The 24,573-nt window shown below is 57.7% G+C and carries 26 protein-coding genes and 1 pseudogene; 18 read left to right on the top strand and 9 right to left on the bottom strand.

The genetic code is table 11. The features are described from left to right. Positions 1 to 7 precede the first annotated feature (7 nt). From B2590_RS07630 to B2590_RS07615, 4 genes are all read right to left on the bottom strand, one after another. On the bottom strand, positions 8 to 355 hold the full coding sequence (locus B2590_RS07630; RefSeq protein WP_267285176.1) for a carbohydrate porin: 348 nt from the start codon (positions 353 to 355) through the stop codon (positions 8 to 10). Between the two features lie 10 nt (positions 356 to 365). After that, positions 366 to 872, bottom strand: coding sequence for a carbohydrate porin (locus B2590_RS19250; protein ID WP_267285177.1), 507 nt, complete (start codon positions 870 to 872; stop codon positions 366 to 368). Positions 873 to 981: 109 nt separating this feature from the next. Continuing rightward, the gene (locus B2590_RS07620) at positions 982 to 2,451 is read right to left on the bottom strand and encodes an ATP-binding protein (protein WP_127401848.1); all 1,470 of its coding nucleotides are present in this window, start codon (positions 2,449 to 2,451) and stop codon (positions 982 to 984) included. Then, a complete protein-coding gene (locus B2590_RS07615; RefSeq protein ID WP_091642905.1) occupies positions 2,438 to 3,154 on the bottom strand; it encodes a response regulator in 717 nt (238 codons plus the stop codon). Before B2590_RS07615 ends, B2590_RS07620 begins: the two co-directional genes overlap by 14 nt. A gap of 141 nt (positions 3,155 to 3,295) precedes the next feature. Between B2590_RS07615 and B2590_RS07610 the strand changes: the two genes are divergently transcribed. Continuing rightward, a complete protein-coding gene (locus tag B2590_RS07610; protein WP_127401849.1) occupies positions 3,296 to 4,543 on the top strand; it encodes a substrate-binding periplasmic protein in 1,248 nt (415 codons plus the stop codon). A gap of 2 nt (positions 4,544 to 4,545) precedes the next feature. On the opposite strand, the gene B2590_RS07605 is transcribed toward B2590_RS07610, so the two are convergent. Further along, positions 4,546 to 6,234: an HAD family hydrolase gene (locus tag B2590_RS07605; protein WP_286811497.1), complete on the bottom strand. Its 1,689-nt coding sequence runs from the start codon at positions 6,232 to 6,234 to the stop codon at positions 4,546 to 4,548. Positions 6,235 to 6,236: 2 nt separating this feature from the next. Continuing rightward, the gene (locus B2590_RS07600) at positions 6,237 to 6,830 is read right to left on the bottom strand and encodes a DUF2845 domain-containing protein (RefSeq protein WP_036208860.1); all 594 of its coding nucleotides are present in this window, start codon (positions 6,828 to 6,830) and stop codon (positions 6,237 to 6,239) included. A 282-nt stretch (positions 6,831 to 7,112) separates the two neighbouring features. Here B2590_RS07600 and thpD point away from each other — a divergent pair. From thpD to B2590_RS07585, 3 genes and pseudogenes are all read left to right on the top strand, one after another. Then, positions 7,113 to 8,026: pseudogene (thpD, locus tag B2590_RS07595) on the top strand (ectoine hydroxylase). 33 nt (positions 8,027 to 8,059) lie between these two features. Beyond that, positions 8,060 to 8,512 (top strand): Cd(II)/Pb(II)-responsive transcriptional regulator, encoded by a 453-nt coding sequence (gene cadR / locus B2590_RS07590; protein ID WP_085679212.1) that lies wholly within the window; start codon positions 8,060 to 8,062, stop codon positions 8,510 to 8,512. Between the two features lie 80 nt (positions 8,513 to 8,592). Further along, positions 8,593 to 9,243, top strand: a complete 651-nt coding sequence (locus tag B2590_RS07585; protein ID WP_041334016.1) for a cation transporter — start codon at positions 8,593 to 8,595, stop codon at positions 9,241 to 9,243. On the opposite strand, the gene B2590_RS07580 is transcribed toward B2590_RS07585, so the two are convergent. Continuing rightward, positions 9,215 to 10,876: a M12 family metallo-peptidase gene (locus B2590_RS07580; protein WP_127401851.1), complete on the bottom strand. Its 1,662-nt coding sequence runs from the start codon at positions 10,874 to 10,876 to the stop codon at positions 9,215 to 9,217. The two genes, B2590_RS07585 and B2590_RS07580, sit on opposite strands and share 29 nt — an antisense overlap. Before the next feature lie 93 nt (positions 10,877 to 10,969). Here B2590_RS07580 and rrtA point away from each other — a divergent pair, with 93 nt between their 5' ends. Beyond that, positions 10,970 to 11,557 carry a rhombosortase gene (gene rrtA, locus B2590_RS07575; protein WP_127401852.1) on the top strand — a complete coding sequence of 196 codons (588 nt, stop codon included), beginning with the start codon at positions 10,970 to 10,972 and terminating at the stop codon, positions 11,555 to 11,557. Here rrtA and B2590_RS07570 read toward each other — a convergent pair. After that, positions 11,547 to 12,467, bottom strand: coding sequence for an AEC family transporter (locus tag B2590_RS07570; protein WP_127401853.1), 921 nt, complete (start codon positions 12,465 to 12,467; stop codon positions 11,547 to 11,549). The two genes, rrtA and B2590_RS07570, sit on opposite strands and share 11 nt — an antisense overlap. A gap of 147 nt (positions 12,468 to 12,614) precedes the next feature. Between B2590_RS07570 and B2590_RS07565 the strand changes: the two genes are divergently transcribed. The 6 genes from B2590_RS07565 (at position 12,615) to fabB (ending at position 17,442) form a co-directional block, all read left to right on the top strand. Next, entirely contained in the window at positions 12,615 to 13,325 is a 711-nt protein-coding gene (locus B2590_RS07565) for a Crp/Fnr family transcriptional regulator (RefSeq protein WP_085679204.1), read from the top strand. Between the two features lie 91 nt (positions 13,326 to 13,416). Then, entirely contained in the window at positions 13,417 to 14,106 is a 690-nt protein-coding gene (gene trhA / locus B2590_RS07560) for a PAQR family membrane homeostasis protein TrhA (protein WP_081899296.1), read from the top strand. Between the two features lie 79 nt (positions 14,107 to 14,185). Then, entirely contained in the window at positions 14,186 to 14,641 is a 456-nt protein-coding gene (locus B2590_RS07555; protein ID WP_286811500.1) for an EVE domain-containing protein, read from the top strand. Positions 14,642 to 14,720: 79 nt separating this feature from the next. After that, positions 14,721 to 15,551, top strand: a complete 831-nt coding sequence (locus B2590_RS07550) for an ion transporter (RefSeq protein ID WP_036208834.1) — start codon at positions 14,721 to 14,723, stop codon at positions 15,549 to 15,551. Positions 15,552 to 15,710: 159 nt separating this feature from the next. Further along, positions 15,711 to 16,220, top strand: a complete 510-nt coding sequence (fabA, locus tag B2590_RS07545; RefSeq protein WP_007153372.1) for a bifunctional 3-hydroxydecanoyl-ACP dehydratase/trans-2-decenoyl-ACP isomerase — start codon at positions 15,711 to 15,713, stop codon at positions 16,218 to 16,220. 10 nt (positions 16,221 to 16,230) lie between these two features. Then, positions 16,231 to 17,442 (top strand): beta-ketoacyl-ACP synthase I, encoded by a 1,212-nt coding sequence (gene fabB, locus B2590_RS07540; RefSeq protein ID WP_085679192.1) that lies wholly within the window; start codon positions 16,231 to 16,233, stop codon positions 17,440 to 17,442. Positions 17,443 to 17,504: 62 nt separating this feature from the next. On the opposite strand, the gene B2590_RS07535 is transcribed toward fabB, so the two are convergent. Next, on the bottom strand, positions 17,505 to 17,858 hold the full coding sequence (locus tag B2590_RS07535) for a helix-turn-helix transcriptional regulator (RefSeq protein ID WP_041334002.1): 354 nt from the start codon (positions 17,856 to 17,858) through the stop codon (positions 17,505 to 17,507). A 453-nt stretch (positions 17,859 to 18,311) separates the two neighbouring features. Here B2590_RS07535 and sufB point away from each other — a divergent pair, with 453 nt between their 5' ends. The 7 genes from sufB to B2590_RS07500 are packed head-to-tail and all read left to right on the top strand — an operon-like array spanning position 18,312 to position 24,564. Continuing rightward, complete coding sequence (gene sufB, locus B2590_RS07530) at positions 18,312 to 19,760, top strand: Fe-S cluster assembly protein SufB (RefSeq protein WP_075194399.1); 1,449 nt, start codon at positions 18,312 to 18,314, stop codon at positions 19,758 to 19,760. Between the two features lie 60 nt (positions 19,761 to 19,820). Then, on the top strand, positions 19,821 to 20,594 hold the full coding sequence (sufC, locus tag B2590_RS07525; protein ID WP_286811501.1) for a Fe-S cluster assembly ATPase SufC: 774 nt from the start codon (positions 19,821 to 19,823) through the stop codon (positions 20,592 to 20,594). A 12-nt stretch (positions 20,595 to 20,606) separates the two neighbouring features. After that, entirely contained in the window at positions 20,607 to 21,893 is a 1,287-nt protein-coding gene (sufD, locus tag B2590_RS07520; protein WP_091642885.1) for a Fe-S cluster assembly protein SufD, read from the top strand. Positions 21,894 to 21,899: 6 nt separating this feature from the next. Continuing rightward, on the top strand, positions 21,900 to 23,153 hold the full coding sequence (locus B2590_RS07515; protein WP_286811502.1) for an aminotransferase class V-fold PLP-dependent enzyme: 1,254 nt from the start codon (positions 21,900 to 21,902) through the stop codon (positions 23,151 to 23,153). Between the two features lie 13 nt (positions 23,154 to 23,166). Next, on the top strand, positions 23,167 to 23,520 hold the full coding sequence (locus B2590_RS07510; protein WP_075194396.1) for a HesB/IscA family protein: 354 nt from the start codon (positions 23,167 to 23,169) through the stop codon (positions 23,518 to 23,520). Between the two features lie 40 nt (positions 23,521 to 23,560). After that, complete coding sequence (sufT, locus tag B2590_RS07505) at positions 23,561 to 24,103, top strand: putative Fe-S cluster assembly protein SufT (RefSeq protein ID WP_007153380.1); 543 nt, start codon at positions 23,561 to 23,563, stop codon at positions 24,101 to 24,103. Beyond that, a complete protein-coding gene (locus B2590_RS07500) occupies positions 24,103 to 24,564 on the top strand; it encodes a SufE family protein (protein ID WP_007153381.1) in 462 nt (153 codons plus the stop codon). Before sufT ends, B2590_RS07500 begins: the two co-directional genes overlap by 1 nt. The last annotated feature ends 9 nt before the right edge of the window (positions 24,565 to 24,573 follow it).

Here is a 24,573-nt window from a genome sequence, read left to right as displayed (position 1 = left end):
GTCAGGCTCAGAACCAGACTTCCATCTGGGTACCAAAGGTCCATTGGCTGCCACCAAAGTCTTCCTGCCCCAGGGCATCGCCGCCGTCGTAGCGGTTAAGCTCGTCGTCCCAGGTGGAGTAGGTAGCAAAAACCCGAATTTCCGGGCGGTTCCAGAAGCCGCCTACCTGAGGCTTGAAAGTCGGTGCAATGGTAAAGCGGGCGTAGTCGCCATCCACATCACCACGGCCTTCGTAGCCTTCGGTTTGCAGGTCCATCACCTGCCAGGAGGCTTCGTACTGCATTTCAAAGTTGGCGCCCAGTTCGTTGGCCAGGCGGGTGTTGAAGGTCAGCCATTGGTACTCGGCCCCTTCCACGTAGCGGTCCTTACTGGTTTCTGCCAGGATTGCCGTGGTAGGCCAGCATGGTTTGCACACCTGAGTCAGCGGCCTCCATAACGCCCCCTACGACACGCTCATCGTTATCCGCAGCAGACATACCATTGATCAGCCACTGCACGTTGCCGAAATAATTATTGGCGGTAAGGATGGCTTCGAGATAGGTATCCGGCTCGTTACCCAGCCGACCCACGGCCCCACCAACAGAGCCAGCGGGGGTCAGGTAGGGGCCGCCGGGAGCACTTTTACCATCGCTGTTGAGCAGCAGGCCCGAACGGGCGTAGGTGTTGAAGGAGAAGCCCTGCTCACCCTTGGCATGGGGTTCGACCTCAGCCAATTGTTGCTCCAGGGCGGACAAGCGTTCTTCCACGCTCTCCTGGGCATGCGCCTGGACGGCAAACAACCCCAACGACGCCACGCCTACGGCGGCTGTCAGTCTGTGAAGGGGACTGGCGCCCAGGATCAGGGCAGAACGATACGTTTTATGGGTATTCATAATGACTCCTTGTTTTTGTTGTATTAGCAATATCGGAGTCTATGGCAATACCTCGGGGAGGAACGTATCAAACTGAAAGGCCGATGTAACACGGTTGTTACATGCCACCTCAATGTCGGGGCAGCGTGAGGGTGACGTCCAGGCCACCGCCTGGCCAATTCGCGATTTCAAGGTCGCCACCATGGCTTTGGGCAATGTTACGGGCTATGCCGAGACCAAGCCCATGCCCCCGCCGGTGTTCCTGGCCCAGGCGGTAGTAGGGCTCGAAAATCCGTCCAAGTTCGGCCTCCGGAATACCCGGCCCGTAATCCCTGACGTGGATCGTCAACTGCTCTGGAGAGTCCTCCACACAGATGGTCGCAGAGTCCCCATACTTGACAGCGTTGTCCACCAGGTTACCCAGGCATCGTTTGAGCGCCAGTGGTTTGCCGCGATAAGCCGCGCAGTTTCCTTCCACGACTACCCGCGGGCTCTCTCCTCCATACGCTTCCGCCATTCGCCGTAACATGCCGTCAATATCAACCAACTCCACGTTTTCATGGATGTCGGTGTCCTTCATCCCCTGCAAGGCCCCCTTCACCAGCAATTCCAGCTCCTGAAGGTCGCTCTCGAATCGCTCGCGAATGTCGGCATCGTCAATCAGGTCGGCGCGCAGGCGAAGCCGGGTTATCGGGGTTTTCAGATCATGGGAGATGGCGCGGAACAGCTGATCCCTGTCGCTGATGTAACTTTGTAGCCGCCGATGCATGGTATTGAAGCCACGGGTTACCGCCACAATTTCCGCACTACCCTGCTCTCTCAATGGTGATCGGTGTTCATCCAGTGGCAGGTCCCGCGCTGCCCTGGCCAGCTTGTGCAGTGGTCGGGTCTGGCGACGCACCAGCCAGGCCAGCACCGGGAACAGAACCCCTATCATCACCAGGATAAACACGATCTGCTGGCCCGGGATGCTTTCATCATCCAGCGAGACATAGGGCGCCGGCAACAGCGAAGCCAGGTACAGCCACTCTCCTGTAGCAATCTCCACCTGGGTCACCAGAACAGGTGGTTTGATGGGTTCCAGTGTCAAAGCATAGTGAGCCCAGGATTTCGGCAACGCATCCAATGGCAACTGGGTATTCAGTATTCGCAGATCATCGGGGTGAACAAATTCCACGTGCAGATTGATCGATTTGCCCAACCGGCTTTTCAACACCGCCACGACTTCGTCTGTCACCAGGCGCTTGCGTTCACTGTCAGGCAACGCACGCATATCGATGTGTTTGTCGTTGAGGGAGACAAAAAAGCGGGAGCCTCCCATATCCCGCAGCTGGTCCAGCACGATATGCCGGTATTCCAGTGGCAGAGACTTGAAGAACTGTGTCGTTGCCGCCGCTGATGAGGCCAGGTTGCGGGTGGTGTTCACCAGGCCCTCCACCTGTTGGGCGCGGAATGTGCCTACCCAGATCACACTGGAGGCGACCTGGGCAACGCCCATTGCCAGCAGAGTCAGCAACAGGATGCGTCCGAGAAGCGACGAGGGCACAAGACGCCAGACCTTGCGGCCGGTTTCTACGGCCCCCTCATTATTCCGCGCCATGGGTCACCGTTGCCGCCAGCAGATACCCTGCCCCTCGCACCGTCTTGATTAGCCTGGGGCTGCGCCCCTGATCTCCCAAGCGCTGGCGCAGGCGGCTGACCGCCACATCCACCACCCGGTCCAGCGGCATGGACTCCCGCCCCCGGGTAACGCCGGAAATGGTGTCACGGTCCAGGACTTCATTGGGGTGTGCCAGGAACAGTTGCAACAACGAAAAATCCGCGCCGGACAACGGCGTGGCCTCTCCCTGGTCCGAGATAAGCTCATGGGCCTGGGTGTCCAGCCGCCAGCGATCAAAGCATACGAACCGGGGATTGTCCGCACGATTGAACCCGGAGCGTCGCAACAGTGCCTTGACCCGGGCCTGCAACTCCCGGGCGCTGAAGGGCTTGGCCAGGTAGTCGTCGGCACCGATTTCAAGGCCGACCACACGGTCGGTTTCGTCCGAGCTCGCGGTCAGCATGATGATCGGCACCTGTGAGTGCTCACGAATCTCACGGCACAGCGTGAAGCCATCGTCGCCCGGCAACATGACATCAAGGACAATCAGATCGACCCGTGCCTCTGACAGAGTGCGGCGCATACTGTCGCCCTCGGCCGCGGTCATGACATCGTAGCCGACACGAGACAGGTGCTCATGCAACAATTCACGGATTGCCAGGTCGTCGTCAACAACCAGAATCGATGTTTTTACATCAGACATTCATAAGCCTTTATTGTTATTCATTCGAGCGGGGAGATGCCTGAACTTTGTCGGGCCGCTGTCAGACAAAATAACGCAAAACCCACATCCAAATGCTAGTCTTCAGTCAGCATTGTCAACAAAAGGGATGACACGGTCATCATGGATCTTCGGCCTATGGCCCTGAGCGTACTCGGCACCCTAGCTGTTTCCGTGTGCCACGCCGGGCCTCCCACACTCACTCTCTACACATTTGAATCCCCGCCTTACCAGATGCCTGCACAGACAGCGGATGGCGTAGCGAATGTGGTTGGCGAAACCGTAGATACCGTGACCTGCGCGGCCAACCAGGCCGGCTGGTCCACGAACATTCGGCTCGCTCCCCAGAACCGGGCTGCGCACTCACTCAGCCGCAATCTCATTGACGGATACTTTGCCATAGATCCGTCCACAGAGCTGGATATCACGGCAAAAAGAAGTGACCCGGTATCGCTGGAGAAGTGGTACCTTTTCAACACAGAACCCGGCCCCATCCCAGACACCGCCCGTATCGGCGTTGTCGACGGCAGCAACGAGAAAGCCTGGCTCGAAGCCAATGGTTATAACATTTTTCTGAGCGTGTCATCACCAAGCCAATTGCCAGCCCTGCTCAGGCGCGGGCGAATTGACGCCGCTCTGATGGATGAGCGAACCATGAGTGGCCTGCAACACATGGAGGGTACGGGTTACAACGAGTTGAACGCACACTTTCTTCGCTACGCGCCGCTGTATCTGTATATGAGCGAGAATTTCACCGCCAACAACCCGGGCTTCATCTCAAGCTTTAACCGCTATCTACCCGGGTGCATGGAGGGGCAGATTACACTCTCCGCAGAGGAGGACAAGCGCATAAGGCAATTGGCGGACCGGCTGTTCAGCGAGCTCGACAGCATGCTGGACCTGCAACAAGCCATTGATGCCGGCCCACGCCTCGAAACCCTGGCGGACGTACTGACCTTCGACAGCATGTGGCAGGCACGGGCACCGGAAAAGGCAACCGACCTTGCCACTACCATACTTGAGTTGCCGGGATCGCGAACTCTGAATGCCTGGACGCTTACTCACCCGGAACTGGTCACCGAGGCATTGCTCTCCAATAACATGGGCACTCTGGTCGCCATGAGCCAACTTACCTCGGATTACTGGCAGGGGGATGAGCCAAAGTTCAACGCTGTCGTATCAAACATCCGCTCCGGCTTAACCGGGCTGGAGGCCATGTACCTTTCGGACATTCGATACGATGCCTCGACGTCCCGCTTTCAGGTGACGGTCAGCGCCCCCGTTGGGCCCGTTACCGACAAGCTGCCAAAGGGCGTTATCTCCCTTGGACTCGACATCGAAGAGGCGCTGGCGAACAGCCGGCCTCACTGAGATTACGGCGGGCCGATTTCGCAGGCCAGCACCAGCGCCCAGAATTCCGAAAAGTCATTGACCACCACATCCGGCTTATCCGGATGCTTGTGAGTGCCCGGAAAGATCCGGTTCAGCCAGGGCAAATCCCACTGCGCACCGTTGAAAAACACCGCCGTCATGCCGGCGCGTTTGGCGGCTATCACGTCTGTGGTGCTGTCACCTACGTACCAGACGCTCGGGTCTGGCGGGTAATCCAGCTTCTGCACGGCAAGATAAAGCTGATCGGGATGAGGTTTTCTCAGCGGCGTGTCGTCTCCACAGACGTCCACATCAAACAGATGCGTCCAACCGGTGTCCTCTACGGCGGCCAACTCATGCTCGAAGAACTCCCGGTCACGATTGGTAATAACACCCACCTGAATATTGATCCGCCGAAGTCCCTCAAGAACGGCCCGCACCTTCGGCTCAAAGGCTTTCACCGTGCCGTAGTGCTCGCGGTAGTGACGATTGAACGCTTTGTGGGCGATCTGCTTGGCCTCCTGATCCTCCCCGAACAAGACCTCGAAAATATCGGTGCGCGAAATCTTGCGGTCGGCCCGAACCTTGGGGTGAAGCTTGGCAAACTCCCGCACGTAAGCCACCAGCCGAGCGTCTTCCGGTGTCTTGCTGTCTTCCGGCGCCAGCATACGGCTGACCAGGCCCAGTTCCTCGAATTCCGGGAACATATCATCCACCGCGTGATACATGGCGTCCAGGGTATCCACCAGCGTGGCGTGCCAGTCGAACAACACCACCGACGGGCGGATCAGGCTGACAACGGCAGGATGCCAATCCGGCTCAATGCGGGGCTGTGGCGGTTCCGGCCGAGGATAGGGCCGTGGCCGGACTTCCGCCGGAGTGGCCCGAAACGCCTTTGGCTGATGTCGCTCCAGCAACGCCAACAGGTCTATGAGGTCTTCGAAGCTGTCCAGTATGGCGGCCGGAGCGTCGCGATAACTGAACCAACTGTCAATTCGATCCGGCTCCCAACAGGCGCCATTGTAGAAAACACCCGATACCCCGGCACGGTTGGCCGTGAGCATATCCACGTAGCTATCGCCCACATACCAGGCCTGTTCGTCGACTGGCAGCCCCAGTTTCTCCAGCACGCGGGTAATCACTTCCGGGTCGGGCTTGTACTCGGTGACATCGTCAGCGCACACCGTAGCGTCAAACAGGTTGCTCCAGCGCCCCTCGTCCACCATGCTCAGCTCCTTGTCCAGGAACTCCCGGTTGCGGTTGGTGGACACCGCCAGCTGGATGCCCATTTCCTTCATGGCGGTCAGGTACTCGTAGGCGCCCTGCTGGAAGGGCCGCACCTTGCCGAAGTATTTCCGGTAACAATCATTGTAGGCTTTATGGGCAATCAGCTTGGCGTCTTTATCGTCGCCAAAGATGGCGTTGAAGATATCGGTTCGTGATACCCGCCGTTCCGCCAGAATGCGCGGGTGCAGCCGCCTGAGGATCCGTATGTAACGGACCAGGCGAGCATCGTCTGAGGTGCGACATTTGTCCTCGGGCAGCAGCCGGTCCACCAGGCCCAGGTCTTCCAGCTGCGGCAGCACCTCTTCCATGGCGCTGAACATGGCGTCGTGCGTATCCACCAGCGTGCCATGCCAGTCAAACATCAATACCGAGGGTGCGGGCAGTCCATCGCTGAATCGGGCCATAATCAGTTTCCCGTTGGTTTCTTCGCGGTCTCCACGTGAACCACCCGCCCATTACGCAACTTGACGATGCGGCGGAACTGGGTCTTTCCAGTCTCGTACAGCCACTCTTCCACAGGCACCAGTTGATCGGCACGGTAGTGACCGGCGACCGTTGATCCACGGCCAACGGGTTCCCAGGTGACCCGCCGGGAAAGCGGCTCGCCGCAATAGGCCACCATTTCGAATTCGCTGAGCCCGCTTTGCAGCCGCGCCGGAGAGCAGTCACCGGCACTGTCGCCGGCGAAGCCATAGCCCAGGCTGTGCTCATGCCGGAGCTTGCCATTCCTGAATTCAAGGCGGCGAATAAATCCCTGTGGGCCGGGGTTGTAGTACCAATGCTCGACTTCGCCCACAACACCTATTCCGGGAACGGTGGCCGTTGGGTAGGTCGCTACGTAATCCGGCGCACCGCAGCGCTCTTCAACCTCCACTGGCCAGTCGCCGACGTCCACCAGTGACGAGCCACAGCGAAAAGCACCATTGGCGGCACCCGGCAAGGCAGCCAACCCCGGAAGAACCAAAAGTAACAACACTCTGATTGATAACGGCAACCGCATACCTTTCCTCCCCTGAACGCTCCTAACCTTCCATAGTAGAAGCATGAAAAGGAGTTGGGCACCCGTAAATCGTAAAAAACACGTAAACAACCACCGTCTGATCCTCGGCAATCAACGTTCACTGTTCAAAGGACCACGACTCATGGCCGGTTGGGTTGGTAGTGGACTTTTCAAACTGCGGCCTCGCTCGAAGATGTTTCAAGGGTCTCCTCCATATCAACGGTTGAAATACATCTTAAGACCCCAACGAATCAGGTTACCTACGCAATAAGGAGGACACATATGGCACGCCCACAAGACCTGTTTCCGACACGCCTCGAACGCAAACTGGGCATGTTTGAGCGACTGGATCCTGTGGTACACACCCCTTCGGAGCGCCTGTCAGACGGCCCACTGTCCGCCAAGCAGGTGCGAGAGTTCGACGAGAGGGGTTTCTGTTTTTTGATTCCTTCTTCTCCAAGGACGAGATGGACGGGTTTATCAAAGAGCTTAAAGACTACGAGGACGATGACGACCTCAAGCTGTCTGAGGGCACCATTCTTGAGCCCGGAAAGGAGGAGATTCGATCCATCTTCGGCATTCATGACATTTCGGAGCGCTTTGACCGGCTGACCCGTGATGCTCACCTTCTCAACATCGTGCGTCAGTTGCTGGACAGCGAGGTCTACATTCACCAGTCGCGGATCAACTACAAGCCCGGTTTCAAAGGCAAGGGGTTCAACTGGCATTCCGATTTCGAAACCTGGCACAGCGAGGATGGCATGCCGCGCATGCGCAGCCTCAGTTGTTCCATCGTGATGACCGACAACAACGAGTTCAACGGCCCGTTGATGCTGATTCCGGGTTCCCAGAAGTATTTTATCCCCTGCGTCGGTCGCACGCCGGAGGACAACTACAAGGAATCCCTCAAGAGCCAGGATCTCGGGGTGCCGGACGCCGCCAGTCTGACCCGGTTGATGGACGAGAACGCCATTGAGGCACCGAAGGGCCCACCGGGGTCGTTGATCATCTTCGAGTGCAACACGCTGCATGGTTCCAACGTGAATATGTCGTGCTGGCCGCGAAGCAACCTGTTTTTCGTTTACAACAGCGTTCACAATACTCTGGAAGAGCCTTATTGTGGCAATAAACCACGGCCTGAATTTCTGGCCAACCGGAAAAATCTGGAACCATTGAAGCCGGTCAGGAACCCATAACGGTCTTGGCGGACAAACGGCAGGCGAACAACCATGAAAATTGGCGAAATTTCGAAAACCACAGGCATTCCGGTAGAAACCATTCGCTACTACGAAAAAATCGGGCTGGTGCCGGCACCCGACCGCCTGGCCAGTGGCTATCGCCAATACCGGCAAAGCCACCTTGATCGTCTGCTGTTCATCAAACGTTGCCGTAACCTGGATATGGCACAGGACGAAATCCGGGAGCTCATACGCCTGGCCGACCAGCCGGACTCTGATTGCAGTGAGGTGGATGCCCTTCTGGCTCGGCACCTCAGCCATGTACGCGAGCGTTTGCAGGAGCTTGAAAGCCTGGAAGATACCCTTGAACAACTGCAGCATGCCTGCTCCGAAGGCCGTACAGTCAGCGAGTGCGGCATCCTCGGCGGACTGACTTCGGAGCCGGCCCACGAAGCGTCCTCCGGCAACCACAACCATATTCCCGGCACTCACGGCTCTCGTTGAACACCATTTTCGCGACGGGGTTTGACTCTGTAGTAGCTACAGGGTTTTTAATGAATACAGTCTCACATAAGGAGGTATTCATGGCCTGCAGTAGCTGCTCCGCCCCCAACCCAAAATCCCCCGCTCCAGGCTTTCGAAAGGCATTGTGGATTGCGCTTTGGGTCAACCTTGCAATGTTTCTGGTGGAAGGCATCGCAAGCCTTCAATCCGGGTCGGTGTCGTTGATGGCCGATGCCATCGACTTCTTTGGCGACAGCGCCAACTACGTGCTGTCCCTGACCGTACTTTCCATGGGTATGCTTTGGCGCGGCCGGGCCGCCCTGGTGAAAGGTATTACGATGGCCGTTTTCGGTGTCATCGTACTCGCCCGGGCCATCTGGGTACTTCAGAGCGGCATCACACCGGAGCCGCTGACCATGGGGGTCGTGGGCCTTATGGCACTGGTGGCAAACGTCGTTGTGGCACTGATACTGTTCCGCTATCGGGACGGTGATTCTGACATGCGCTCGGTGTGGCTGTGCAGTCGCAACGATGCTATCGGCAATGTCGCTGTCATGGTGGCCGCCCTGGGGGTATTTGGTACTGGCACCGCGTGGCCTGACCTGGCCGTGGCGACCATCATGGGCGGCTTGGCTATTACCGCGGGTGTCAGCGTAGTGCGTCATGCCCGGAAGGATATTGAAGGCGCCAAACAGGCGTCAGTCAGTTCCGCCAGCCCGGAAGTCCGATAACTCGTACTGGCTGGCCCACACGGCCCTGACCACGAAGGCCTGCCGCGAATACTGCGGCCACAAGCCACCACCAGGAAACGGAACCACCGCCACCACCGCCTCCGGAATCCGAGCCGGTGGCTTCCGGCGTGCCTGATGTCGGTTCAGCGTCGTCCGGATCTCCCGTCGTCCCAGACTCATTGTCGGTAACCGCAATTTCCGTCAGTATCGAATCGTTTATCGGCCGGATATCCTTAACGTCACCGCTGTTGCTGGCCAGACTCACATTCTGCAGCAAACTGAAAGTCGGGCGATCGCCGGCAACCGCGTGAACGCTGAGCTGAAGCCCCGTTCTAGCCTGTATTTCACCACAGTCATAGGCATCGGTGCCCAGCAAGGTACAGGCTGCGCCACCTACACTGACGCCAAGCAAGCGCCCCTCCTGATCACCGATAGCCCCTGCAACGACAAGGCCGTCTGCTGGCTCGGCAGCCCGGCGATACGCAATGTCGAAATGCGCCTGAAACGACGACTGAGCCTGAACCTCACTCGGGTTTCCGGAGACGGCGGTGAGCCCCGCATCCGCCGGGAAGTTAAAACATTGTTCGACCGAATTTAGCTGGGAAATCCTGTTGGTAATGGCATCGTCGGAGCACTGGGAAAACTGCGTGGCCGAGGACACCACATAAGGGCTCATGATATTTACGCCTTCATCGCACCCATTATCTGGCGAGTCGTGGCTTGCCCCCAGGTTATGGCCAATCTCGTGGGCGATCACAACCGCAGTGGTTGCGTTAGAGTTATAAGCATTGGTAATACCGGAGGCATAGCCTTGCGAGTAACACACCGTACCAACCCACGCCAGACCTGCCGTGGAGCCAGCAAAATCGCGACCACTGATCAGGTGAAATATCGACCGTTCGCTTTCCAGGAACGGTAAAATTCGGCTGCCTCTCCGGGCAGTTACGTCGTCCAGCAGGGTTCCCGCATCCGTGGTGCTGTCGAACGTCCCCGGCCCGGTGAACGTCAGCGATAAGGTATCGAACACAATCCCGAACTGATCGGCGTAGAAGCCCTCCACCATATTCAGTATGGCTCCTGCACGGCCCTGGAAGTCGCCCGGGAAGCGATCCTGGAACTGCTGGTCAAATGCCAGCTCAAGTTCCAGCATCAAGCAGGCGCCGTCTACCTTGTTTGCGCAGAGTGTGTCGTAACTGGCGGAGACCGCCTGCGCCATGGCACGACCGGTCAAGCTTTGCGGAGTGATGAATGTTCGGCCATGGAGATGATCAAGACCGCACTGCGGCGCCTCCAACTGGCTGGTACTAAAACTGGTCACGCGACTGGCACGAGGGGCATCGCCGATGGCATGCATACGCCCGAAAACGTACGCCAAGCCTTCCCAACCGCTGTCCAGGCGGGAAACCCTCACCCAACTGTCCGGGTCTTCCGGGAAGTGCCCTTTATAGTGAGTGCCGGCAAGGTCGGAATCCCGGGTGTTGTCCACCCGCAAGTTCTCCTCCAACACCGCTGCGTAATCATGGCCGTCGATCCAGATATCACGAGCCGTGCTGGTGTCCGCAACCACAGGGGTTACAGCAAGGAGCATGAGGGTGATTATGGCCGCAACAACCTGTATAAACTTGAACTGCATTGAACATCCCTGTTTTGTTGTTTAAAGGGGGTGCACAAAATCTAATCACTTCGCAAACAGGGCACCAGGCGTTTTGCGTAACGCCGTGTATTTATGACACACACACGATCACCACAACTGTTCCCTTACTGGCCGAGATTCACGGTACTGGCAGCGCTGCTGGCGGCTGCATTCCTGTGGCCGGCAAGCGCTCTGGAATGGTCTCGTGAGGGTATTCCTGGCGGCGAGTACTGGCGGCTGCTCACCGGCCACTGGACCCACCTGGGCCCGAACCACCTGCTACTCAACCTGGCGGGGCTACTGGTAACCGGCCTGTTGTTCACAAGGCATCCCCCCCTGCCGAGCTGGATAAGCTACCTGATTCTCTCCCCTCTCGCCATCTCTTCAGGCCTGTTTCTGGCGGCGCCCGAGGTTGACTGGTATCGGGGGTTTTCAGGCTGTCTTCATGGGCTTCTGGTGTTTACGGCCTTGTTCAATATCAAAACGGATACCCGCTGGAGCATCACCATACTGGCATTCATTCTGCTGAAGATGGCAACGGAGGTGTTTCTATACCCGGCGGTTGGCGAAAACCCATTGATTGGGGGCCATGTCATCGTCCAATCCCACTGGCTTGGCGCGCTCACCGGCCTGATAGCGGGCTTGTTCACCTTACGCACCGCTCCCCGGGTTACGGCATAACCAGGGCCACCATCACCGGAATAAACGCCAGGGCAAACAAGGTGCTCAGCAAGGCAGTGCCGGCGGCCTGTTTTGGCGCGGTGTCCAGCAGCGTGGCTATGACCACCGTATTGGCGGCAATGGGCGTTATGGAAATCAGGAAAATCGCCTGGTAGACGGCCAGGTTATAGATACCGAAGAAACGGGCATCCAGCCACCAGAGCAGGATGGCTGCCAGCGGCCAGGACACGAACTTGCCGAAGAACGCCAGGCCGGTAAAACGCGGGTTGCCCGCCAGCCCGCGAAAACTGAGAATCCCCATGCCAATAATCATCATGCCGAGGACGCTGTAGGCCCCACGAAGGTTGTCGAAAAGCGGCGTGAAAACATCCGGGATGGAAAATCCGTTCAGGTTCAGCACAACCGCCAACATAAAGGCGTAGACCGAAGGCAGCCGCGCCACCCTCACGAGGGAATCCTTGAGGCTGTACCGTCCCCGGGCGGCCAGATAGAAGCCCACGGAATTCTCGAACAGCGTCGTACCCAGCATGCACACGATATAAAGCGCCAGTCCTTCCTGACCAAACAGCAGCAATGCCACCGGTATGCCAAAATAACCGGTATTGCCCGTGCCCACCGACAACGGAATAAGACTGGCACTGCCGTCCGAGATTATTCCGCGGGCAATCCTCATGTGCGCAAAACCGAGCACCGAACACAGCGTAAAAACCAGTAGTGGCAACAGGATCACTTCCGTCGAGAGCGGTGCCGCCATAACGCCGGAAAACACCACAGAGGGCGTTACAATGTAGAGCATGATACCGGCGATGTGTTTACCGCTGGCCTGAAGATAACGCCCGGCAACCCAACCCAGGGCAACCGTGATATACAGGGGGAGCAGTTTGTAGAACAGTGCGAGGGCCGCGGCCATGCTGACTCCGGTACAGGGCAAGAAAGGCACCGAGTTTAACACCAGCAGGAATATTGATTCAGCCGCTAAGACAAACTGGTTTAATTTATTTTGAATGTACCTATCCAGATGCCAAACTCCGACAACCGACTCAGCCAAGGTGCTCCCATGAAACAGGAACCGATTGCCAGCTCATCGCCCCCCTGCATGCTGGCAGAGCGACACCGGGATATTATCTGGCATGAGCCCGCGCCGGAGTCCCATGCGTTACTCAGTGGGCTCAGCCACTGCTTTGGCATTCATCTGAGCAACGACAGCGACAACCCCCAACAGCGCTTCGTCAGTGAACTGGGCGGACTGTTCCAGAAATGCCGGGTGGACGCTGAAACCGATCTGGAGCGACACAACCGCCCCTGGGGTAACGTGTACCTGATCCAGCACGGTGTGCTTCGACTGTTCCGGGAATCACTGGCGGGAAAGGTGGCCATCCACCATTTTTTCACGGAAGGGGATCTGATCTGGCCTGTCTTTGGCAGAAGCCGAACTTCCCGCAACACCCTGTGCCTCACAGCCGTTACCCCCGCAACACTCTGGGTGGCCGATTTTTCCGCGTTCCGGGCAGCAGTCCAGGCACAGGGGGATGGCGCCTGGGAAAAGTTCGCCATTGTGCTGACGGAGGAAGTCGCCGAGCTGACCAGCATGAGGGAGTTCCGCAAGCAAACCATGCCGGCCCAGGAGCGTTACCGGCTGTTGCTGGACGAGTATCCCGAGCTGATCAAGCGGGTGCCGGACAACCAGCTGGCGTCGTGGCTGGGCGTGGTGCCGGCAACCTTCTCAAGGCTGAAAAAGGCGTCCGGCAACGGCCGCAGCTCGGGATAATCCATCGAACAGTGTCATTACAGGTTCGAGCTGAACAACACGTCACACTTCGTCTATTGCGTACACCTGTACGCTGAAGTACCGTAGCGGCATGACAGAACCGAACCAGGTACCCATGAAAGCTCGCGAGAACCCCGAAGAATCCGTCCATCACCGTATCGAGGAATGGCTGAACAGTGCCACCCACGGCCTCGGCGCCCTTCTTAGCGTGATCGGCACGGTTGCATTGATCGTCGCGGCCAGCCAACTGGGTGATGTCTGGAAGGTTGTAAGCTTCAGCATTTTTGGCGCGTCCCTGATCATGCTTTACCTGGCATCGGCGCTTTACCATGGTGCTCGCCATCCCCGGATGCGAGCGCTGTTCAAGACCCTGGATCACTGCGCCATCTTCGTGCTGATCGCCGGCACCTACACCCCTTTCCTGCTGGTCAACATGCGCGGTACCAGCGGCTGGACCCTGTTTGCCATCATCTGGTCCCTGGCGGCTACCGGCGTGGTTCTGAAAGTCATCTTCCAGAACCGCTTCAAACTGGCACGTGTAGGTATCTACATTGCCATGGGTTGGCTGATCACCTTCGCCTCATCGGACCTGGTAGCGAGCATCAGCGAGACAGCCCTCTACCTGACCATCGCGGGTGGCGTGGTCTATACAGCCGGCGTCGGCTTCTACCTTGCGGACCGCATTCCCTACATGCATGCGGTATGGCACCTGTTCGTCATCGGCGGCAGCGCCCTGCACTTCAGCGCAATCTACTACGGCGTCCTGCCCCATACCCTGTGACAGCGTGACCGTGCCATAACGGCCAGACGAGCCGGATTTTGGTTATACTGTATAACCTCACCATGTCGGGAGCCGAACAATGGCAAAGTGGCTGGTCAAGACCGAACCGACCGAATGCAGCATCGATGACTTTGAGAACGCGAAGGATCAGACCATCCCCTGGGACGGAGTGCGCAACTATCAGGCGCGAAATTTCCTGCGGGAAATGGCCGAGGGGGACGACGTGTTTGTTTACCACTCCAGCTGCAAACACATTGGCGTGGCGGGGATTGTCCGCGTCGTGACTTCCGCCTATCCGGACCCGACCCAGTTCCGGGAAGATTCGCCCTACTACGACCCCAAAAGCACACCGGAAAAACCGCGCTGGCAGGCCGTGGATATGGCCTTTGAGAAAAAGCTCCCGCGACTGATCCCACTGGATGAAATCAAGTCCCTGCCAGGGCTTGAGGGTCTGGCATTGATCAGGCGAGGCAACCGCCTGTCGGTGATGCCCGTTACTGAAGAGCAGTGGCGGATCATACTCGCCAACGCCTGAGCGCAGTTCCCGCTACCCAATCCGGCCCACTCCCTTTAGAATTCAGGCTCCGCGATCGTTATGGAGTTGCTGTTTTCCCATGTCCGACCAACCAAGCCCCACAACCGGATTCGAACAACTGCGCCGCATTGAGTCCAGCCGGATCTTCCAGAGCGTGGTTATCGGCATCATCATCCTGTCGGCGCTCACCATTGGCGCAAAGACCTATGAGCTTCCGCCACTGGTGGAGGCTTCCCTTAGCGTGATGGACAACGCCATCACCTTGTTTTTCCTGATAGAAATCCTGTTCCGTTTTGCTGCCTGCCCCAACAAGAAACGCTTTCTGATGGACGGCTGGAACCTGTTCGACACACTGGTCGTGGTTGGCAGCCTTATTCCACTGGACAACTCCGACGCCGTGCTGCTTGGCCGATTGTTGCGAGTGTTCCGGGTGTTGCGCCTGGTCTCTGTGGTGCCCGAGCTGCGCTTCCTGATCAACTCTCTTCTGAAAGCCATCCCGCGCATGGGCTACATCGCCCTGTTGATGTTTATCATTTTCTACATTTATGCGGCCATGGGCTCAATGTTCTTTGCCGACGTGGACGAGACCCTTTGGGGCGATGTCGCCATAGCCATGCTTACTCTGTTCCGGGTGGCAACCTTCGAGGACTGGACGGATGTGATGTATGCCACGATGGAATCCTACCCGCTCAGTTGGCTCTACTACCTGACGTTCATATTCCTGACGGCCTTCGTATTCCTCAACATGATGATCGGGGCTATCCTGGAAGTCATGAGTGAGGAACAGAATGCGGAGCAGGCCCAAAAAGCCCACGATGAACGGGACGAGATCGCACGCCAGTTAAAGGCGGTTCAGCAACAGTTGCAGGAACTGACTAAGCAGGTATCTGAGAAATCCGGGGGGCGCTGACCTCCGGAGTCGTTGGCCAGGGTGGCGTCGCCATGGCGAAGTGGGGAATCGTCTCAGAAAATTTGTGCCCGACTGCAAACTGCAACCAATGGTCAATAGCCTTAGCGGTAATACCAGCTAAAGTATAAGAAACCATTTTGTAACAGGAACACTGGCATTATGACCCCTGATCACTTTACCAAAGCCGATCTGGAAGCCTGCGGACAAGGCACGCTCTTCCCCGGCAAGATGCGACTGCCCATCAATGAAATGCTGATGATGGACCGCGTTACCCATTTCAGCGAAACCGACGGGCTCTATGGCAAAGGCAGCATCGTTGCGGAGCTGGACATCAACCCGGACCTCTGGTTCTTCAAGGTTCATTTTGTGGACGATCCGGTCATGCCCGGCTGTCTGGGCCTGGACGCCATGTGGCAGTTGGTGGGTTTTTTCCTGGCAGCCACCGGAGGTGAAGGCAAGGGGCGCGCGCTTGGAAGCGGTGAGGTGAAGTTTTCCGGCCAGGTGCTACCCACGAACAAACTCGTTCGGTATCACCTCGACATCAAACGGGTCATCCGCCGCAAGCTCACCATGGCCATTGCCGATGCCCGTATGGAAGTGGATGGCCGGGAAATATACACCGCCAAAGACCTGAAGGTCGGCATGTTCAATTCTACGGATGACTTCTAGGAGCCATTAAATGCGTCGTGTTGTTATTACAGGCATGGGAATCGTCTCCAGCCTCGGAACCAATCAAGACGAAGTAACCCGGTCCCTGCGGGATTCAATTCCTGGCATTGGCTTTAGCCAGGAAGCCAAGGACAACGGTCTGCGCAGCCATGTATGCGGACAGATTGACCTGAATCTGCCGGAACTGATCGACCGCAAACTGATGCGCTTCATGTGCCCGGCCTCCGGCTACACCTACCTGGCGATGAAAGAAGCCATTGAACAAGCCGGGCTGACAGAAGAGCATATCCGCGCCAACTCTACCGGCGTCATTACCGGCGCTGGCGGTGCATCAACGGTGGAGCTGATGGACGCCATCGACACCCACCGTGAGAAAGGCATCCGCCGGGTAGGACCTTATCGTGTGCCCCGCACCATGGGCAGCGCTATCAACGCCTCTCTTGCCACGGCATTTGGCATTACCGGCATCAACTACGGCATCACCTCAGCCTGCGCCACCAGCGCCCATTCCATTGGCCATGCCGCCGATATGATTGCCCTGGGCCGCCAGGACGTGATGTTTGCCGGTGGCGGTGAAGACATCCACTGGACGTTGAGCCTGATGTTCGACGCCATGGGTGCGCTCTCCACCAAATACAACGACACCCCCGGAAAAGCCTCCCGCACCTACGATCGGGACCGGGACGGTTTCGTCATCTCTGGCGGCGGCGGCATCCTGGTACTGGAAGCCCTGGAGCATGCGGAAGCTCGCGGAGCCAACATCCTGGCCGAGTTGGTGGGCTTCGGCGCAACCTCTGACGGCGCCGATATGGTGGCGCCCAGCGGTGAGGGCGCCATTCGCTGCATGCAGCAGGCGATGAAAAACATCGATGGCGAGATCAGCTACATCAACACCCACGGCACCAGCACGCCAGCGGGGGATGTCACCGAACTCAAAGCCCTGAAGGAAACCTTTGGCGACAAGATACCGCCACTGAGCTCAACCAAGCCACTTTGCGGCCATGCTCTGGGCGCAGCCGGTGTGCACGAGGCCATCTACAGCCTGATCATGCAGCGGGGGAACTTTATTGCTCCGTCAGCCAATATCGAGAACCTGGATGAGGGCGCCGAAGGCTACCCCATCGTGCGGGAACGGCAGGACAACGTGGATCTGCCCCTGGTGATGAGCAACAGCTTTGGCTTCGGCGGCACCAATGGCACGCTGATCTTCAAGAAAGCCTGACCACCCAGCAGCAAGCCGCCGGGGCACGCACAAATTTGCGGCCCCGGCGTTTTCAATATTCCTTAAGCAACCCGCGAGCGGTAGGCTCCTGGCGATTTACCCATCCAGCGTTTGAACGCACGGCTGAAAGCACTGAGTTCGGAGAACCCGAGCTGTTCAGCGATTTCCACCAGGGGCTTACTGCGATCCTTCAGGTAGGCCAGCGCCCGTTCACGCCGGATGTCCTCAAGCAACGCAGCAAAGGTCAGGTTTTCTTCTTTCAATCTTTTATGGAGCGTGTGCCGGCTCATGTGCAGTTGAGAGGCAACAGCCTCCACCCCTACCCGACCTCGCTCCAGATGCCCGGCAATCAACGAAGTCACTCGCGCACTGAACGGTGCCATAGCCGCGCGGGGCTTCATCGGTTCTGAGTGCATGTCACGGTCTCCTGATCATTCCCTGCAGGCACGCTTTACCTGCGCTGGTCAGCGTACACATGTTAGCCGAAAATAACCATATTGGGCTTTAGTCGCAGACAGGAAGACACACTCCGCCTAATAGCACAAAGAGCCGGGCTATCGACCCGATTACCGCACCCTTAGTGCCACAAGGGTCGATTAAGGTATAATCACGACACGCGCAATTTAATACCTGACTATTTTACTCTGGTATTGTATACTCACTCACCAGAAGAAACGGATATTGCCCTTGATTTTCAACAGGGCCGCACCCAATCCGTCATCCAAAAACCGATTGCAGGGCGCACCCAGATCTGGGGCGATCACTGCGACGCATGAATTTATGACATCCGCCCGGCAGCCCTGAACACGAGACTACCGGCGACACCAGGGGCTGCAAGGCCCGAGATGAGAGAATACGGAGCGACGATCATGGCGACCACCGATAAAGAGGTGAACGAGCTGATCAAACGGGAATACGAACACGGTTTCGTAACAGACATCGAAGCCGACACGTTCGAGCCCGGCCTGAACGAAGACGTCATTGCCCGCCTTTCCGCCATTAAGAAAGAGCCGGAATGGATGCTGGAATGGCGCCTGAAGGCCTACCGTCGCTGGCTGGAAATGGACGAGCCGGACTGGGCACACGTGGGTTATCCGAAAATCGACTACAACTCGATTTCCTATTACTCCGCGCCCAAGCGCAAGGAAGACATGCCCCAGAGCCTCGACGAAGTCGACCCTGAGCTGCTCAAGACCTACGAGAAACTGGGCATTCCCCTACACGAGCGTGAAAAGCTCGCCGGCGTAGCTGTTGACGCCGTATTCGACTCCGTTTCCGTGGCGACCACCTTCAAGGAGCCGCTGGCCAAGGCTGGCGTAATCTTCTGCTCCATTTCGGAGGCCATTCAGGACTACCCGGAACTGGTGAAAAAGTATCTGGGCTCTGTGGTTCCTGCAGGCGACAACTTTTTCGCGGGCCTGAACTCCGCCGTGTTTTCAGATGGCACGTTCGTGTACGTACCCAAGGGTGTTCGTTGCCCCATGGAACTGTCCACTTACTTCCGCATTAACGCGGCCAATACCGGGCAGTTCGAGCGCACCCTGATCATCGCCGAGGACAGCAGCTACGTCAGTTATCTGGAAGGCTGCACCGCGCCGATGCGCGACGAAAACCAGCTTCACGCTGCCGTTGTTGAACTGGTGGCCCTGGACGATGCACAGATCAAATATTCCACGGTGCAGAACTGGTACCCGGGCGATGAGAATGGCAAAGGCGGCATCTTCAACTTCGTCACCAAGCGAGGCGCCGCTATTGGCAAGAACTCCAAGATTTCCTGGACCCAGGTCGAAACCGGTTCCGCGGTGACCTGGAAGTATCCGAGTTGCGTGCTGCGTGGTGACAACAGCGTGGGCGAATTCTACTCGGTGGCACTGACCAACAATTACCAGCAGGCGGATACCGGTACCAAGATGATTCATCTGGGCAAGAACACGTCCAGCACCATCATTTCCAAGGGCATTTCCGCCGGCAAGAGCTCCAACGCCTATCGCGGGCTGGTGAAGTTCGGCCCGGGTGCGGAAGGTGCACGTAACTATACCCAGTGTGATTCGCTGCTGATCGGCGACCGCTGTGGCGCCCACACCTTCCCGTACATCGAGAGCAAGAACAAGTCGGCCATCGTTGAGCACGAGGCAACCACCTCCAAGGTCAGCGACGAGCAGATGTTCCTCTGCCGCCAGCGTGGCATCGACCCGGAGCAGGCGGTTTCCATGATTGTGAACGGCTTCTGTAAAGAGGTGTTCAAGGAGCTGCCGATGGAGTTTGCCGTGGAAGCTGGCAAGTTGCTTGAAGTCAGCCTTGAAGGGTCCGTTGGTTAAGCCCAGGCTCATATACAAATTTTCAGATACCAGTTTTCAGATTATAGAGAGACGCCAGAAATGCTAAGCATCAAGAACCTGCACGCATCCGTTGAGGGTGAAGAGATCCTCAAGGGCATCAACCTGGAGATCAAGGCCGGGGAAGTTCACGCCATCATGGGCCCGAACGGCTCAGGCAAGAGTACCCTGTCCCAGGTGCTGGCGGGCAATGAGACGTTTGCGGTAACCCAGGGCGAAATCAGCCTGAACGGCGAGAACCTGCTGGACCTTGAAACCGAAGAGCGGGCTCGTGAAGGTATTTTCCTGGCATTCCAGTATCCGGTGGAGATTCCCGGCGTCAGCAACCTGCAGTTCCTGCGCACCGCCGTCAACGCCATGCGCACACACCGTGGCGAGCCGGAAATGAACGCCGCGGAGTTCATGAAGCTGGCCAAAGAGGTTTCCAAACAGGTGGATCTGGACCCGGCATTCCTCAAACGTGGCGTCAACGAAGGCTTCTCCGGTGGCGAGAAGAAGCGCAATGAGATTCTTCAAGCGCTGTTGCTGCAGCCAAAACTGGCCATTCTGGATGAGACAGACTCAGGGCTCGATATTGACGCCCTGCAGGTAGTTTCCAAGGGCGTGAACGCCCTGCGCGCCGAAGACCGTGCCATTCTGATGGTGACTCACTACCAGCGCCTGCTGAACCACATTGTGCCAGACCATGTTCACGTACTGGCCGGTGGCAGGATCGTCAAATCCGGGGGTCGAGAGCTGGCCCTCGAGCTCGAAGAGCGTGGCTACGGCTGGCTCGGCGTGAAAGACGAAGAAGCCACCCCCAGTGCAGCCAGCTAAGGAGGCCGTGGAATGAAACCAGCACCAACCATTTCCAGCGCCTTCCTCGAGCCGGGCGGGCATTCGCTGCCCGAGCCGTTGCTTGAGCTGCGCAAACAACGGGGTACGGCACTGGTGGATATGCCATTGCCCACCCGCAAAACCGAAAACTGGAAATACTCCAGCCGGCACCTGAAGCTGACCGACGAACTGGCCAACACCCTGCCCGCGACCGGCAAGGATGGCTATAGCTTGTCGATTCCCGGTTATCGCGTGGTGTTCCATAACGGCGTGATGATTCCAGAAGCCTCGGACTTTCCGGACCTGGACGGCATCCGCATTCAACGTTTCGCCGATCTGGACGATGACGAGGCCGCGGGCCTGGCCGAGCGCCTGGACAACACACTGGACACTCGTGCCGTACAGATGGCGCGACTGAACTCCGCCCGCTTTGAAGACGGCCTGTACATCCAGTTGGACAAGGAAGCGGTTCTTGATCAGCCCCTGTTCATCGTGCACGAAGTAACCGGCACGGCTTCAGGCTCGGCGTACCCGCGTATTTATGTGGATGCCGCACGTCACAGTCAGATTACGGTGGTAGAGGAATATCTCTCCAGCGGCGAGGAGCCGGTCATGGTGGATACCGTCACCGAGTTTGTATTGGCAGACGGGGCCCAGGTCACGAATGTGCGGCTGGTCATGGAAGGCGAAAATGTACAGCACATCGGGGCTACCGGTGTTCGCCAGGCCGCCAACTCCCGTTTCGAGAGTCACTGCGTGGGCTTCGGTGGGCCACTGCGTCGCCATGACCTGCAGGTTCGGCTGGAAGGCGAAGGCGGTGAGTGCAAGCTGAACGGCGTGGTTGTCACCCAGGGCAAGCAGCACTACGACAACCATACCTCTATTGAACACGTGGCCGCCCACTGCGACAGCGAGGAAACCTATCGCAACATCGCTGCGGACGAATCCCACGCCGTGTTCAATGGCCGCATCCATATCCATGAGGATGCCCAGAAGTCCAACGCGAACATGAACAACAAGAACCTGTTGCTCTCCACCGGTGCTGAGATCGATACCAAGCCCGAGCTGGAGATTTACGCGGACGACGTCAAATGTGCCCATGGTGCCACCATCGGCCAGCTTGACAGGATTTCCCTGTTCTACCTGGTATCCCGCGGCATCGGGCGTCGCGAGGCCAATACCCTTTTGACAATGGCCTTCATTAACGAACTTGTTGAACAGATTCCGGTTCAGGCGGTCAAAGACGCTGCCCAGCTCCGGCTGAATGAATTTTTCGATCAGACGTTTCAGGAGGCCTGACCGGTTATGACAGACCTTTCCATGGCCAAAAAGGCGGGCACTGCGGCGTTCGACGTCGAGGCGATCCGCCGGGACTTTCCGATTCTTGATCAGCAGATCAACGGCAAGCCCCTCGTGTATCTGGACAACGGCGCTTCGTCACAGAAGCCCATCGCCGTTCTGGACGCCATGGATCGCTATTACCGGGAAATGCATTCCAACGTCCATCGCGGCGCCCACACGCTTGGCGACCGCGCCACCAGCGCCTTCGAGGGCGCCCGGGAGAAGGTTCGCGCGTTCCTGAACGCTGGCAGCACCCGCGAGATTATCTGGACCCGTGGCACCACCGAGGCCATCAACGTGGTGGCCAATGGCCTGGCCGGCCGCCTCAAGCCTGATGACGAAATTCTCGTCAGCCATATGGAACATCACGCCAACATCGTGCCCTGGCAGATGGTGGCCGAGCGCACGGGCGCGAAGGTGGTTCCCATCCAGATCACTCCACAGGGTGAATTGGATCTGGACTCGTTCAACAGCTTGCTGGGCGAGCGCACCCGGGTACTGGCACTGACGCATGTGTCCAACGTCCTGGGCACCGTGAACCCGATTGCACCGTTGATTGAGCAGGCCAAGGCTCACGGCGTGATCACCGTTATCGATGGTGCCCAGGCGGTGCCGCACTTCCAGCCGGACGTACAGGCGCTGGGCTGTGATTTCTACGTGTTCTCATCCCACAAATTGTTCGGACCAACCGGCGTTGGCGTACTGTACGGCAAGGCCCAGTTGCTGGAAGAGATGCCTCCTTTCCAGGGGGGCGGTGAGATGATCGAGCGGGTGTCGTTCGAGCGCACCACCTGGAACGTGCTGCCTTACAAGTTTGAGGCCGGCACACCACCGGTTGCCGAGGCCGTTGGCCTGGGCGCAGCCATTGATTATCTGGGCGACCTCGATCGCAATGGCATGGAAGCGGCGGAAAACGCGCTTCTCACCCGCGCCAACGAACTCGTCGAGTCAGTCCCGGGCATGGAAATCATCGGTACGGCCAGCCAAAAGGTGCCAGTCATGTCCTTTAAAATCGCCGGCCTGCACCCCAGTGATATAGGAACACTGCTGGATCAGCAGGGCATTGCGATCCGCACTGGCCACCACTGCGCCATGCCGTTGATGGACTTTTACGGGGTTCCCGGTACAGCCCGGGCATCCTTTGCGTTTTACAATACGCTGGAGGAAGTGGAACAGTTATTCACTGCCCTGCAGAAAATCCAGCGTCTGTTTGCCTGATGGAGGTGGAAATATGACAGCCGAAGTCTTCACACCAACCGTGGCGGTCACCATGACCCCGACAGCGGTAAAACACGTTCGCAAACAACTGGACAAGAAGCCTGAGGCGAAAGGTATTCGCCTGGCCATCAAGAAAAGCGGCTGTTCCGGCTTCAAGTATGAAACCCAGTGGGTGGAAGAAGCCGCGTCGGACGACAAGGTGTTTCACATTGATGGCGTGGACGTATACGTGAAGGAAGAGCATCTGCCTCTGGTGAACGGCATTGAAATTGATTTCGTGACTGAAGGGGTTAACTCCCTGTTCCAGTTCCGGAATCCGAACGCGACGGCAGAGTGCGGTTGTGGCGAGAGCTTTACAGTCGCCTGAACCCGACAAACCAGATAGAGAATACGAGGCCCATTAAGGCATGCAAGAACGGGAAGTGGTCCTGACCAAACGCGAAGTAGAGGCACGCCTGGTGCCCGCCGGAACCGAAATCATGATTCCGTCGGACACCTTCGTCACCATCACACAGTCACTCGGTGGTAGCTTCACCGTGGCGGTGAACGGCAACCTCGCTCGTATTGAAGGCCACAATGCCGATGCCCTGGGCAAGAAGCCCCTTGAAAGCAGCTTCGACACCCCCGAAGACGGTACAGTGAACGAAAACCAGGTGTGGGAAGCGATGCGCAACTGCTACGACCCGGAAATTCCGGTCAACGTGGTGGAACTGGGGCTGATCTACGAGTGTGAAATACAGAATGGCACGGAAGACGGCAACCATGTGTACGTCAAGATGACACTGACGGCCGCCGGCTGTGGCATGGGCCCGGTGATCACTGAAGACGTCAAGACCAAGCTTGAGCATGTACCCAATGTGGACAAGGTGACCGTCGAACTGACCTTCGATCCGCCCTGGAACAATGACATGCTCACCGACGAAGCCAAGCTTGAACTGGGGATGCTGTGATGACTGCCGCTGAACAGGAATTTTTGAACAACCCGCTCGGGAAAGATACCACCCTCGAAGACGTCCTGGATGGCTTTGAATTTCTGGACGACTGGGAAGAGCGTTACGCGTTCATTATCGACCTTGGCAAGCAGCTACCGGCATTTCCGGACGACGAGCGCAGGGAAGAGAATTACGTCCACGGCTGCCAGAGCCAGGTGTGGCTGATCCATCATTACGATGAGCAAAGTGGCAAGCTGTACCTGCTGATTGACTCCGACGCCATCATCGTTCGCGGTCTTGCCGCCATTATCCTGGTGGCGCTGAATGGCAAGTCCCCCAGGGACCTGCTGGCTACGGACATCGACGAACTGTTCGAACAACTGGATCTGTTCCGCCACATCTCGCCCACACGGGGCAACGGCCTGAGGGCCATGGTTGGCAAGATCCGGGACGTGGCGGCGGAAACTGCCGCAGCCTGATTGACCAGT

The sequence above is a fragment of the Marinobacter sp. UBA3604 genome, from assembly GCF_002375325.1.
GTDB classification, from domain to species: Bacteria; Pseudomonadota; Gammaproteobacteria; order Pseudomonadales; family Oleiphilaceae; genus Marinobacter; species Marinobacter salarius.
Note: the sequence above shows the minus strand (reverse complement) of the source record. Positions and strands in the feature narration are given on the sequence as shown.

What these genes read in the sequence shown, in the direction of transcription:
- B2590_RS19250 (WP_267285177.1), bottom strand. Translation starts at nt 872, where the DNA reads ATGAATACCCATAAAACGTATCGTTCTGCCCTGATCCTGGGCGCCAGT.
- B2590_RS07620 (WP_127401848.1), bottom strand. Translation starts at nt 2,451, where the DNA reads ATGGCGCGGAATAATGAGGGGGCCGTAGAAACCGGCCGCAAGGTCTGG.
- B2590_RS07615 (WP_091642905.1), bottom strand. Translation starts at nt 3,154, where the DNA reads ATGTCTGATGTAAAAACATCGATTCTGGTTGTTGACGACGACCTGGCA.
- B2590_RS07610 (WP_127401849.1), top strand. Translation starts at nt 3,296, where the DNA reads ATGGATCTTCGGCCTATGGCCCTGAGCGTACTCGGCACCCTAGCTGTT.
- B2590_RS07605 (WP_286811497.1), bottom strand. Translation starts at nt 6,234, where the DNA reads ATGGCCCGATTCAGCGATGGACTGCCCGCACCCTCGGTATTGATGTTT.
- B2590_RS07600 (WP_036208860.1), bottom strand. Translation starts at nt 6,830, where the DNA reads ATGCGGTTGCCGTTATCAATCAGAGTGTTGTTACTTTTGGTTCTTCCG.
- cadR (WP_085679212.1), top strand. Translation starts at nt 8,060, where the DNA reads ATGAAAATTGGCGAAATTTCGAAAACCACAGGCATTCCGGTAGAAACC.
- B2590_RS07585 (WP_041334016.1), top strand. Translation starts at nt 8,593, where the DNA reads ATGGCCTGCAGTAGCTGCTCCGCCCCCAACCCAAAATCCCCCGCTCCA.
- B2590_RS07580 (WP_127401851.1), bottom strand. Translation starts at nt 10,876, where the DNA reads ATGCAGTTCAAGTTTATACAGGTTGTTGCGGCCATAATCACCCTCATG.
- rrtA (WP_127401852.1), top strand. Translation starts at nt 10,970, where the DNA reads ATGACACACACACGATCACCACAACTGTTCCCTTACTGGCCGAGATTC.
- B2590_RS07570 (WP_127401853.1), bottom strand. Translation starts at nt 12,467, where the DNA reads ATGGCCGCGGCCCTCGCACTGTTCTACAAACTGCTCCCCCTGTATATC.
- B2590_RS07565 (WP_085679204.1), top strand. Translation starts at nt 12,615, where the DNA reads ATGAAACAGGAACCGATTGCCAGCTCATCGCCCCCCTGCATGCTGGCA.
- trhA (WP_081899296.1), top strand. Translation starts at nt 13,417, where the DNA reads ATGACAGAACCGAACCAGGTACCCATGAAAGCTCGCGAGAACCCCGAA.
- B2590_RS07555 (WP_286811500.1), top strand. Translation starts at nt 14,186, where the DNA reads ATGGCAAAGTGGCTGGTCAAGACCGAACCGACCGAATGCAGCATCGAT.
- B2590_RS07550 (WP_036208834.1), top strand. Translation starts at nt 14,721, where the DNA reads ATGTCCGACCAACCAAGCCCCACAACCGGATTCGAACAACTGCGCCGC.
- fabA (WP_007153372.1), top strand. Translation starts at nt 15,711, where the DNA reads ATGACCCCTGATCACTTTACCAAAGCCGATCTGGAAGCCTGCGGACAA.
- fabB (WP_085679192.1), top strand. Translation starts at nt 16,231, where the DNA reads ATGCGTCGTGTTGTTATTACAGGCATGGGAATCGTCTCCAGCCTCGGA.
- B2590_RS07535 (WP_041334002.1), bottom strand. Translation starts at nt 17,858, where the DNA reads ATGCACTCAGAACCGATGAAGCCCCGCGCGGCTATGGCACCGTTCAGT.
- sufB (WP_075194399.1), top strand. Translation starts at nt 18,312, where the DNA reads ATGGCGACCACCGATAAAGAGGTGAACGAGCTGATCAAACGGGAATAC.
- sufC (WP_286811501.1), top strand. Translation starts at nt 19,821, where the DNA reads ATGCTAAGCATCAAGAACCTGCACGCATCCGTTGAGGGTGAAGAGATC.
- sufD (WP_091642885.1), top strand. Translation starts at nt 20,607, where the DNA reads ATGAAACCAGCACCAACCATTTCCAGCGCCTTCCTCGAGCCGGGCGGG.
- B2590_RS07515 (WP_286811502.1), top strand. Translation starts at nt 21,900, where the DNA reads ATGACAGACCTTTCCATGGCCAAAAAGGCGGGCACTGCGGCGTTCGAC.
- B2590_RS07510 (WP_075194396.1), top strand. Translation starts at nt 23,167, where the DNA reads ATGACAGCCGAAGTCTTCACACCAACCGTGGCGGTCACCATGACCCCG.
- sufT (WP_007153380.1), top strand. Translation starts at nt 23,561, where the DNA reads ATGCAAGAACGGGAAGTGGTCCTGACCAAACGCGAAGTAGAGGCACGC.
- B2590_RS07500 (WP_007153381.1), top strand. Translation starts at nt 24,103, where the DNA reads ATGACTGCCGCTGAACAGGAATTTTTGAACAACCCGCTCGGGAAAGAT.